The 11103-nt window shown below is 45.4% G+C and carries 8 protein-coding genes; 4 read left to right on the plus strand and 4 right to left on the minus strand.

Features of this window, described 5'->3' with window-relative positions; genetic code table 11:
• Both ACE1CM_RS30560 and ACE1CM_RS30565 read left to right on the plus strand, forming a co-directional pair.
• Window positions 1–234: hypothetical protein (locus tag ACE1CM_RS30560; RefSeq protein WP_374882620.1), on the plus strand; the 234-nt coding region annotated here is incomplete at its 5' end.
• Between the two features lie 76 nt (window positions 235–310).
• Window positions 311–1705 (plus strand): DNA double-strand break repair nuclease NurA, encoded by a 1395-nt coding sequence (locus tag ACE1CM_RS30565; protein ID WP_374882621.1) that lies wholly within the window; start codon window positions 311–313, stop codon window positions 1703–1705.
• Window positions 1706–2544: 839 nt separating this feature from the next.
• On the opposite strand, the gene ACE1CM_RS30570 is transcribed toward ACE1CM_RS30565, so the two are convergent.
• On the minus strand, window positions 2545–2712 hold the full coding sequence (locus ACE1CM_RS30570; protein WP_374882622.1) for a hypothetical protein: 168 nt from the start codon (window positions 2710–2712) through the stop codon (window positions 2545–2547).
• A 100-nt stretch (window positions 2713–2812) separates the two neighbouring features.
• On the opposite strand from ACE1CM_RS30570, the gene ACE1CM_RS30575 reads away from it, so the two are divergent.
• Both ACE1CM_RS30575 and ACE1CM_RS30580 read left to right on the plus strand, forming a co-directional pair.
• On the plus strand, window positions 2813–3340 hold the full coding sequence (locus ACE1CM_RS30575; protein WP_374882623.1) for a peptidoglycan-binding protein: 528 nt from the start codon (window positions 2813–2815) through the stop codon (window positions 3338–3340).
• Between the two features lie 464 nt (window positions 3341–3804).
• Window positions 3805–8733, plus strand: a complete 4929-nt coding sequence (locus ACE1CM_RS30580; protein ID WP_374882624.1) for a GAF domain-containing protein — start codon at window positions 3805–3807, stop codon at window positions 8731–8733.
• A gap of 145 nt (window positions 8734–8878) precedes the next feature.
• Here ACE1CM_RS30580 and xseB read toward each other — a convergent pair whose 3' ends face one another.
• The 3 genes from xseB to ACE1CM_RS30595 form a co-directional block, all read right to left on the minus strand.
• On the minus strand, window positions 8879–9139 hold the full coding sequence (gene xseB / locus ACE1CM_RS30585; RefSeq protein WP_374882625.1) for an exodeoxyribonuclease VII small subunit: 261 nt from the start codon (window positions 9137–9139) through the stop codon (window positions 8879–8881).
• Between the two features lie 51 nt (window positions 9140–9190).
• Window positions 9191–10423 (minus strand): exodeoxyribonuclease VII large subunit, encoded by a 1233-nt coding sequence (gene xseA, locus ACE1CM_RS30590; protein ID WP_374882626.1) that lies wholly within the window; start codon window positions 10421–10423, stop codon window positions 9191–9193.
• Window positions 10420–11103, minus strand: a 684-nt coding sequence (locus ACE1CM_RS30595) for a thioesterase domain-containing protein (RefSeq protein ID WP_374882627.1), incomplete at its 5' end; no start/stop codon positions are given. The genes ACE1CM_RS30595 and xseA, both read right to left, overlap by 4 nt.

Raw genomic sequence — 11103 nt, forward strand, 5'->3', positions numbered from 1 at the left:
TTAAAACCTGCGGAGGCAGGTTTTGTTTGTATAGGCGCGATTTTAATCGTTGCTGCCACAAAGTCCGCGCAGGCGGATTTGAATTTAAAACCTGCGGAGGCAGGTTTTGTTTGTATAGGCGCGATTTTAATCGTTGCTGCCACAAAGTCCGCGCAGGCGGATTTGAATTTAAAACCTGCGGAGGCAGGTTTTGTTTGTATAGGCGCGATTTTAATCGTTGGTTACGTGATGTAAAATCAACCATTATTGACGCGGGGATGCCTTTTTTCGGATAAGCTAGCATCTAAGCGGGTTCTAATTTTTCAATCTTATGCTAGACCTAACAAAAGTGGCGCGGCAAATGCAGGGTATCAGTCAGCACCTGAATGCTGAGACTGCTGCTTCTCGCAAAAGATTGGAATTAGCAACGCAATTGCTCTGGCGATCGCTCGCACAACAATCGGAATTAGTCCAGCGACAACAACAGTGGCGCGATCGCCTCATTTTCACCGCCGCCGTACCCGTTGAGCCTTTAGATACCCGTATCGAAATTCCCGTTCCGCCAAAAGCTCACACTGTCATCGCTACCGACGGTTCCCAAATGACTCCCAGTCACCACGAAATTGCCTATTGTTATCTGATTAATATAGGCCGAGTGGTGTTGCATTACGGGCAAAGTCGCCATCCGTTTATGGATAGCCTACCAGAAGTTTTCTACAAAGCTGAGGATCTCAATATCTCTCGTCAGTGGGGTATTCGCATCGAAGAATGGTTGGGTTATTGGCGTACTGTCTCCGAAACTGTAGCTTTGGCTGAACTATGCACGAGTTGGGCAAAAAGTCAAGAAGATGGAGGTAGAGGGGCCCAGGAGAATGGATCAATCGAAAATCAAACATCCGATCCCCCCCTGCCCCCCCTTCACAAGGGGGGGAGCGCAAAAAATCAAACACCCGATCCCCCCCTGCCCCCCCTTCACAAGGGGGGGAGCGCAAAAAATCAAACACCCGATCCCCCCCTGCCCCCCCTTCACAAGGGGGGTTGGGGGGATCCAAAATCGATTGTGCCTAGTTTGGCGATGGTGGATGGGTCGCTGATTTATTGGTTTTTGGAACAATTACCTTCTGAGGCGCGGGCTCGCATCCTTACCCCAATTTTTGCAGCTTGGGAACAAATTCGCACGGCTGGAATTCCCCTCATAGGGTATCTCAGTGCTTCTAGAAGCAGCGAGGCGATGAATTTTTTGCGCCTGCCGGTTTGTCCGCATCCGGTGCCTAACTGTCAAACTTTTTGTCATAATTTAGACAAACTACCCTGCGAAGTTTTCGACCCTTTACGGGATACGAGGTTTTGGTTATCTCAACTGCAACCGGGACAGCGCAGTCCTTTGTGGCGGAGTGGGGCAAAGATTTTAGATTTGTACGGAAAAGGGCAGAGTATTTATTTTTGCTATGTCCATGTCGGGGCGGAAATTGCGCGGATTGACATGCCTGGTTGGGTAGCAGAAGATGGGGTGATGTTCGAGCGAGCCTTAAGTCTGATGCTGGCGCAAGTGCAGAAAGGTTATGGTTATCCTGTAACGCTTGCCGAGGCGCACAATCAGGCGGTGGTTACCGGGAGCGATCGCGCGCGTTTCTTTGCGATGCTAGAACAACAAATGATCAAAGCTGGTTTAAGAAACGTCGGCACTTCTTACAAGGAAACTCGCAAGCGAGGAAGCATCGCTTAATCGGGGAGAGACGCAGAAATATAGGGATTTTCTCTATTACAGGCGTCGTTGTTCCCCATCTAAGATCTTGCACCTGTACTTCCAGTTTGCTTGGAGATTAAAATCCCACAACGAGTAACTGAAGTCGACTTAAGTGGACGGAAAACTGTTTTAGGGGGTAAAAACAGTTAAAAACCTACCTATTTTTGCTTAAACCTTTTCAAAGCAACAAAGATTTCGTTGGATTGACAGTACTGGTAGAATTGTAAGTACGCTTGATTAATGCGGGATGTTAAGGCTTAGATGGTGTGAAAACCATAAAACACCTAACACAAATTAATCGGGAGTTACAATTGAATACTTCATGCCTCAAGGTCGCAAACTCTAACTGGGGAAAAGTGGTCAAGGCTTATTGTTGAGCGCAAGCCGAGCAATAAGCAAGCAGCAATGTGCTTCTTTTTACCTTGAGGAAGTTACACCTTTGACTTAGACTTACGCTAATTCTGTTCGTCATGAGTAGATTTAGGTAGGTTGTTAGAAGCGGTGGTAGATAACCACACCCGTTCAGGACTTACGCAAGGGCGTTCCTATCACCTTTGTTTCCAGCTGGGATCTCTAGTTTCCCAGTCGAAGATTTTTCCAAGAAACAAAGGTGATTTGCCTAAGTCCCGCCGTTTTTTAGTCGGATTTATCCGACTTTAGCTATTAGACTCTTAATTTATTCCCCGTCGGGTCATGGTAACTGGTGCAAGATCTGAGCGATCGCACTTCCTTAATCTATGTTTGATAAGATTTGTTTCAAGTCTGGCGCTGCCATACTGTTTCCCTGAATAACCCAGGACTTACGCACTACGAGCTTATCACCAAAGTTTCTTGCTGCGATCTTTAGTTTCCCAGGGACGATTTTTCAGAGCAACAAAGGTGATTCGCGTAAGTCCTGTAACCGCTACACACAATCGCGCTGCGGGGTAAAGCCGATCGCTCGTACCGAGCGTAATTTTTACTTGTTCGCACCGATCTTGGGACAAGGTGACTTTGCTAACTTTGCTGACCGTATATGTACGGCAGGGAAATATTGTATCAAAAGGCTTGCCAGCTAGCAAACAACCTCACAGGGGGGATATAGTCATGAATGCTACTAATTTGAGATTTATCCACGAAGCTGCCGATGCTTTAACAGGTCCGGACTTATATCCTTGGGATTGTGGCCCTGCGGTAGCCCAATTGCAAGAGCTTCTGCGCGCTCATGGTTTCGACTTGAAGGTAGATGGGGACTTTGGGTGCATGACAGAAGCTGCGGTGAAGGCGTTTCAACGGCAACAAGGGTTGAGAATTAATGGCGTCGTAGATGCCAAGACTTGGGTAGCATTAAAGACAACCGTCCAACCCGGATCTCGCATCCTCAGAATCGGACATACGGGTGCTGATGTATACGAACTTCAAGGATTGTTGCAAGTCCTGGGTTATAACGTTCGCCGCAGTGGTATGTTTGATGCTGATACCGAACAGGCAGCGATCGCTTTTCAGAAAAAACATAAGTTAAGAGCCAACGGTAAAATAGACCCCATCACCTGGACAGTATTGCGAGGTCGTGGCCCTTTGCCTACTCCTCCTAAACAATTTGGATGGTTTTTCAATCCTCGCCGCTGGTGGTGAGCTATTTGGCGCTTAGGTTGGGTTTTGATTAACTACCCGAATCCAACCTACAACCAAGTTATTTTAACGCTCTTGCGTCGGATTTTTTTTACCCAACCCATAGAAAATTATCTATGTAATTTTCATGTATCTCTACTATAACAATACCCAAGTTCGATATAACAGCAGCATTTTTCTCCAGCCAAATGGGGAGAGTTGAGAAGTTGCAGAAGTTGGGTAAGTTTATGTAACCTAAGATATAGTAAATTATCAAAAAATATTTATAAACAAGAAAAAAAAGGGGTGATGGGGCAAATATAGCGGGCATTCTTTGTTGGCAACTAGGCTGCTAGGAATGAAATTGAACAGCTTATTATTGGGAATTGAAAAATTACTAAAAAAAGATTGATTAGGAAAGTATAAAAATCAAGCAATAGAGGTATTTTTTTAGTAAAAAGTAAATCGAATAAATGGAGTATAAAAAAATGGAAAAGACGAAGTATGTAAAATTAGAGATAAAAACTGTGGAAACATTGCTGCAAGAAATGACAAGATTGCGTCAACGGGTTGCCGAATTAGAACAGGTTGTCATCCCTATACCAACTCAAATAAGTCAGGAAAAAGCGTTGTTAACTGCCATAAGCAAAATTGGGCAAAGTTTTAATCGGGAGAGTATTGTTCAGACAACTGTCAAAGAAGTTCGCCAACTGTTTAAGGCAGACCGGGTGGCAATATTGTGCTGTGAAACAGACTCTTGCCATGGGGGTAAATTTGTGGCGGAAGATGTGTTACCTGAATGGCCTTCGGTATTGAATGAAGCAGTTGAGAGTCTGTGGAATGGGGATGCTAAGGATTGGGAGTTAGGAAATGTAAGAGCAACAGACGATATTTATCAGGCCCAGAGATGCGATTATAATCTGTTAATGCTGACCCGGTTTCAGGTGAGATCCGAGTTAGTTGCACCGATTTATACGGGCGATCGCTTATGGGGGTTGCTATGCGTTCACCAATGCGCGGACAAAAGGCAATGGGAAGCGCAGGAAATTGAGTGGGTAAGTCAAATTGCAGCGCCTGTGGGAGTAGCACTGCAACAGGCAGAATTACTGGTACAGGCGCAACAGCGAGCGGCAAAATTGGAAACAAAGCTAGCAGAGCAATTGCAAAAACAAGCAGAAGAATTAGCCACAGAAGAGCAGCGGGAACGAATTTTAGACGAGTTGATTGCCAAAATCCGCGCTAATTTGGATATTGACGCGATTATCCAAACTACAACTGAAGAAGCGAGACAGCTATTCAAGTGCGATCGCGTGACAGTTCATCGCTTTAATGAAGAGAGCGAGGGTGAGTTTTCGGCTTTATTTCCTTTGTTTTCCTTTCTGGCGCATCCTAAGCAAAGCTTTGCCGTCGATGATGTTTATCAATTACTAGAACAGATACAATTGCGATCCTATTGCGTCGCACCGATATTTGTAGGGGAAAAACAGTGGGGGTTGTTAGCAGCTTACCACGATGGGGAACCGCGTCGCTGGGAACAAAGAGAAATTAAGTTTTTGACGCAAATTGGCAACCAGTTGGGTTTAGCATTGCAGCAGGCAGAAGCAGTTAAAGAAATGCGGATGCAATCAGATCGGTTGGCTAAAACATTGGAACGAGAGAAAGCCGTTGCAGCCGTTATAGACAAGATTAGGCGATCGCTCGACATTAACGCAATTTTCCAGACCACCGTTTCTGAAGTGCGCCACTTAATTAAAGCAGATCGAGTGGGGATTTATCGCTTCAAACCCGACTGGAGCGGCGAATTTGTTGTAGAATCAGTTGCCGCAGGTTGGCTCTCCATATTCCAGCAGCAGGTAGAGAACCCAAAACTGCGCCAAAGCATCAACGAATGTAGCGTCAAACTGTTAGCCAATCCTCAAATCGTCGATACGTACATGCAAGAAACTGGGGGAGGTTACTACAGCAGAGGCGAGAGATTTCGCGTTGTTGACGATATCTACAAAGCCGGATTTTCTGAATGCTATCTTGAAGTACTTGAGAGCATCCAAGCAAAAGCTTACGCCATAATTGCCATTTATCAAGGGCAGCAGTTATGGGGATTGCTAGCAGCTTACCAAAATTCCGCTCCAAGACATTGGGAAGCAGCAGATATTAATTTTTTGGTTCAAATAGGCAGTCAGTTAGGCGTCGCCGTACAGCAATCAGAATTACTCAGACAGGCGGAACAAAAGTCAACCGTACTGGCAACAACCCTAGAAGCTCAGTTGCGCCAAAGAGGGAACGAATTAGCTGCAGAAGCAGAGCGGGAAAAAGCGATCGCCCAAGTTGTCGAAAAAATTCGCCAAACCTTAGATATTGACACTATTTTCCAAACCACCGCCACCGAAGTGCGTCAACTGCTAAATGCGGATCGAGTGGCAATGGCGCGCTTTATTCCCGGCACTGACTACTGTGAAAGCGAATTTGTCGCCGAGGATGTTTTACCTGATTTTGCTTCAGCGATCGCAGCCAAAGTTAAAGACCACTGTTTTGGTAACAACGTCTCCCAATACTATCAAAAAGGGCGGATATGGGCAGCAAACGATATCTACGAAATGGGAATGCAAGATTGTCATTTAGCAATTTTGTCGCGGTTCCAGGTGAGAGCGAATTTGGTTGTGCCTTTGTTGAAAGGAGAGGAACTTTGGGGATTGCTGTGCATTCACCAATGCTCTGGTCCCCGCCAATGGCAAGAAAAAGAAATTGAATTTGTTACCCACATTGCCGTTCAGCTAGGCGTCGCACTGCAACAAGCCAAATTACTGAAACAAGCGCAAAACCAATCAGAAGAACTGCAAGCATTACTCACACAAGTACAGGCACAAAAAGAGCAACAAAACAAAATTGCCGAACGGGAACGTGCCTTCGGCAGGATGATTGAAAGAATTCGCCTCAGTTTAGACATTGACGTTATTTTCAGAGTTACTACCTCAGAAGTCCGACAAATTCTCAAATGCGATCGCGTCGCCTTCTATCAGTTCAAACCCGACTGGGATGGCGAATTTGTCTTTGAGTCAGTCGCCGAAGGCTGGATACCTTTCGTGCAAGAAAACCATAACGTTGGTTGGGTTGATAGCTACATGCAAGAAACCGCTGGTGGCAGATTTCGCAACCATGAGAATAGTGCCGTCAACGATATTTATAATGCCGGACTGACCGAGTGCCACATCGAAATTCTCGAACAATTTCAAATCAAAGCTTACATCGTCGTTCCCGTCTTTGTGGGTGAGAAACTGTGGGGATTATTAGCAGCTTACCAACATTCAGAACCCCGTCACTGGGAACCAATTGATGTCAGCTTGCTGACTCAGTTGGGCAACCAATTAGGAGTCGCACTACAACAAGCGCAATTGCTAGCACAACTGAAAAAAGCCAAAGAAACCGCAGATGCAGCTAACCGCGCTAAAAGCGACTTTCTCGCGCACATGAGTCACGAACTGCGGACGCCGCTCAACGCCATTTTAGGCTTTACCCAATTGATGAGTCGCGATGATTCTCTTAATTTTGATCAGCAAGAAAACCTCAGCATTATTAACCGCAGCGGCGAGCATTTACTAACCTTAATTAATGATGTTTTGGAAATGTCCAAAATCGAAGCTGGTCAAACAAGCTTAAATGAAAATAGCTTCGATCTGTATTGCCTGCTGGACTCAATCCAAGACATGCTCGAAATAAAAGCCGCAGAAAAAAGCCTGCAACTGATTTTCGATCGCCCCACCGAATTACCCCAATATATCTGCACCGACGAAAGCAAACTCCGCCAAGTTTTAATTAATTTATTGGGAAATGGGATTAAATTTACACAGCAGGGAATTGTTATTCTAAGAGTGTCAGTACTTAGTTGTCACTTGTCCCCTCTCAATAGTACAAAACAACTGACACTTCAATTTGAAATTGAAGACACAGGTCCAGGTATTGCCTCAGAAGAAATAGACAAATTATTTGAACCATTTGCTCAAACCGAAACCGGGCGAAAATCGCAAGAAGGCACGGGGTTGGGATTACCCATCAGTCGTAAATTCGTGAGATTGATGGGGGGAGATATTAGCGTTACGAGTACCGTAGGACTTGGCACCAGCTTCAACTTCCACATTCAAGTTAAATCGGCTGAAAGTTCTGAAATTCAGCCAGCCAAATTTGATCGTCGAATCATCGGTTTAGCACCCGGACAACCGAATTACCGAATTTTAGTAGTAGAAGATAAATGGGCTAATCGTCAGTTATTAGTCCAATTGCTGTTGCCCCTTGGCTTTGAAGTTAAAGAAGCAGCCAACGGAGAAGAAGCGATCGCGCTAGTAGAAAACTGGTCACCCGATTTAATCTGGATGGATATGCGGATGCCTGTAATGGATGGCTATGCCGCCACTAAAGAAATTAGAGCTAAAAATTGGAATAAACCACCAATCATCATTGCTTTAACCGCCAATGCCTTTGAAGAAGAACGCATGATAGCCTTGTCTATTGGCTGCGATGACTTTGTCCGAAAACCATTTCAAGAAAACACCATACTGGAAAAAATAGCAGAGTATTTGGGCGTACAATATACTTACGCCGAACAGAGCAATCGATCGTCAGTCATCGATGATGCTGCAAAAGAATTACCCATGACCAATCGCCCATCACCCATTACCAATTTGCGGATATTGTTGGCAGATGATAATATTTTCAACCAAAAACTTGCCTCTGGGATGCTCAAGCAATTAGGTTATGAAGCAGATGTAGCCAGTAGCGGTGTAGAGGTATTAGAAGCAATGCACCGCAACTCCTACGATGTCGTGCTGATGGATATGAAAATGCCCTTAATGGATGGACTAGAAACCACTCGTCGTATCTGTCAACAATGGGTAGATAATTCTCGTCCTCGAATTATTGCCATGACTGCTAGTACCCTAGAGAGCGATCGCCAAGAGTGTTTCGCAGCGGGAATGGAAGATTATATCACCAAACCGATTCGCTTGGAAGACCTTAAGACAGCTTTGAGCAGATGTCAACCCATTAATCCAAAAGATAGTAACGTGGCTGAGATTTTAGCTCAAAATGCGATGCAAAATCTCCGCAGTGCCGTCCCAGATAATCCCGATAAATTTCTCAGAGACATGATCGATGGTTACTTGACAGAAACTCCAGAACTGATGCAAAACATCCGGCAAGCGATCGCACAACCCGATCCAGCTAAACTAGACATAGCGGCTCATACTTTGAAGTCGATGAGTGCTACCTTTGGCGCCAACACCTTTGCCCAACTGTGCAAACAACTGGAATTCATGGGCAGATCTGGTGCGATCGCTTTCTCCCCCGAACAAATCGCGCAATTAGAAACCGAATATCAACAAGTAATAGCAGCTTTAGAACTTGAACGGCAAAAACTTCGGTGGTAATTGCTAATTGCTAATAGCTAATTGCTAATTGCTAATATCGCTTCCATTAGCCATTAGCCATTAGCCAAATCAATTTGGTGGGAATTTCTCATTGCTAATATCGCTTCCATTAGCCATTAGCCATTAGCCATTAGCCATTAGCCACTCAAAAAGACTCTGGTGTATCCGACAAAGTCTCAATCAATAAATCCATTTTTTGCTGTTTCTCTTGCAGAAAACTTTCGCATTGTCGCAAATATTCAACCGCTGCTGTAAACTCGTCAAAAACAGCAGCCAAATCCAAATTACCCGCTTCAATTTGTGCTATAATTGCTTCGACTTTCTCCACCGTTTCTTCGTAATTAAAATCTTGTTTAACAGGCATTTCAGCCCGATTGAAACTAGAATAATTCCTAGACTTAACCATAAAAAAACCTTCTTTAATCTTCTTGGCGTCCTTGGCGTCTTGGCGGTTCAATTAATCCAAAATCTCAATAACTTTAACCTTAACCCGCCCTTGCCCCAACTGAATCAACAACTCCTTTCCTAATGCTAACTCAGTCGAAGAACGAACAATACTCCCATCTTCCTCCCTGGCGACAGCATAACCGCGTTGCAAAACAGCTTGAGGAGCGAGAGTAGCCAACTTTTGCCGTAACAAATTACAGTGCTGGGTAGCTTGTTCGAGACGCCGCCTGGTTGATTGTATCAGCTGCTGACGCAATAGATCGATCGCCTCTTTTTCCCGTTCAACTTGCTGATTTAACCGCAACCTGAGCAAGCGCGAGCGCAACTGTTCTATTTTACCTTCCGCCGCCTGCTTTTGCTGGTTAACCGCCTCCCTCAACGCCGCGATGCGTTGACGATGTTCGATATAAAGTTCTGCCAATTCTGGTACAACAAGCTCAGCTGCTGCTGTGGGAGTATGGGCGCAAACATCTGCCACCAAATCAGCGAGAGACTCATCCCGCTGGTGTCCAATCCCTGTAACAATTGGAATCGGACTGGTGGCGATCGCCCTCACCACTCTTTCGTCGTTAAAACACTCCAAATCCTCAACCGCGCCACCTCCCCGCGATAGAATTATCACCTCGGCTCTAGCATCGCGCACCACCCGTTCAATTGCCCTTACAATCGATAGTGGCGCTTGCTCACCCTGCACTTGAGCCGGTGAAAATAGTACCTGTAAACCTGGATATCGCTGCTTGAGAGTGCGTTGAATATCTCCCCAAGCAGCAGCTTGCGGCGAAGTAACGACAGCAATAGTTTGAGGATGGGTTGGCAGACTGCGCTTTCTTTCTGGTGCAAACAGACCTTCCGCTTCCAGTCTAGAACGCAACTGACGGTATCGCAGACTTCGCAAACCAACGCCTGCGGGTAACGCTTGCCAAACGGTTATCTGATATTGTCCCCGTTGCGGATATAGCCGAATACTGCCCAAAACAACGATCTGTTCACCCGGCACCGGCAACTTAGCCAATCGATCAATTTGATTCGTCCAGACAACGCAACTAATCGCTGCTTTTCCCTCAGAGTCTTGCAGCGTAAAGAACCGTCCGCTGCGATGGCGATTGATACTAGAAACTTCTCCAAATACCCAAACTTGCCGCAGTTGGTCATCCTGCTCCAATAGGAAGCGGATATAATCGGTCAACCCAGCCACTGATATAGCTGTTTCGGGAATTAGAGCATCAGCAATTAAATCACTCATATTATGTCCTGGGGCGGAATCCGGGCTAAATCATCCCCCTGCACCCGATCTATGCCAGCTTTCAATTGTTCAGCCAGCACCTTTACGTGAGGTTCTTTTAACATGCTAAAAATGTTGCCAGGAACATCATGGATCTCCAATCCTCCAGGAGCCAGTTCGCTCCATCCCAAGTCAGGTTCCAAGAATTCAATTTCCTCCATAGCCCGGAACAGGGTCACTCGATCCGGGTAGACCTGCGGTGCAAATACAAACTTTTTTCCCTCACTTTTTCCCTTTCGATAAGTGAAGCTTTGGTAATCTTGAGGTAAAGGAAGCCCCATACGCTCGTAAAACTTGCAGTAAATTCTCGTTAGCCTACTCAAGACATTCTCGATATTCCGCTTCATCTTGTTCAAAACGTAGGCATGTCCAAGTCGGGAAAAGTTATTCCAGTGGGCAAAAACCCGCTCTCGGACTGACAATATTTTGATGCTATTCTCATCTCTTAGGGTATTTAACAAGGCTAGCAGCTCCACCTTTTGACCTTGTGCGTGGAGTTTCTCAGCCATATTATAGGCAACCCTGCCTCCGCACATTATGCCTGCTAGAAAATAAGGACCATTCGGTTGAATCCTTCGCATTTCTTTGATGTAGTGATTGTCCAGGTTTTCAACCAAATTCTGGGAAACTTCATCCATGAT

Source organism: Microseira sp. BLCC-F43, assembly GCF_041929235.1.
In the GTDB taxonomy this organism is placed as follows: Bacteria; Cyanobacteriota; Cyanobacteriia; order Cyanobacteriales; family Aerosakkonemataceae; genus Microseira.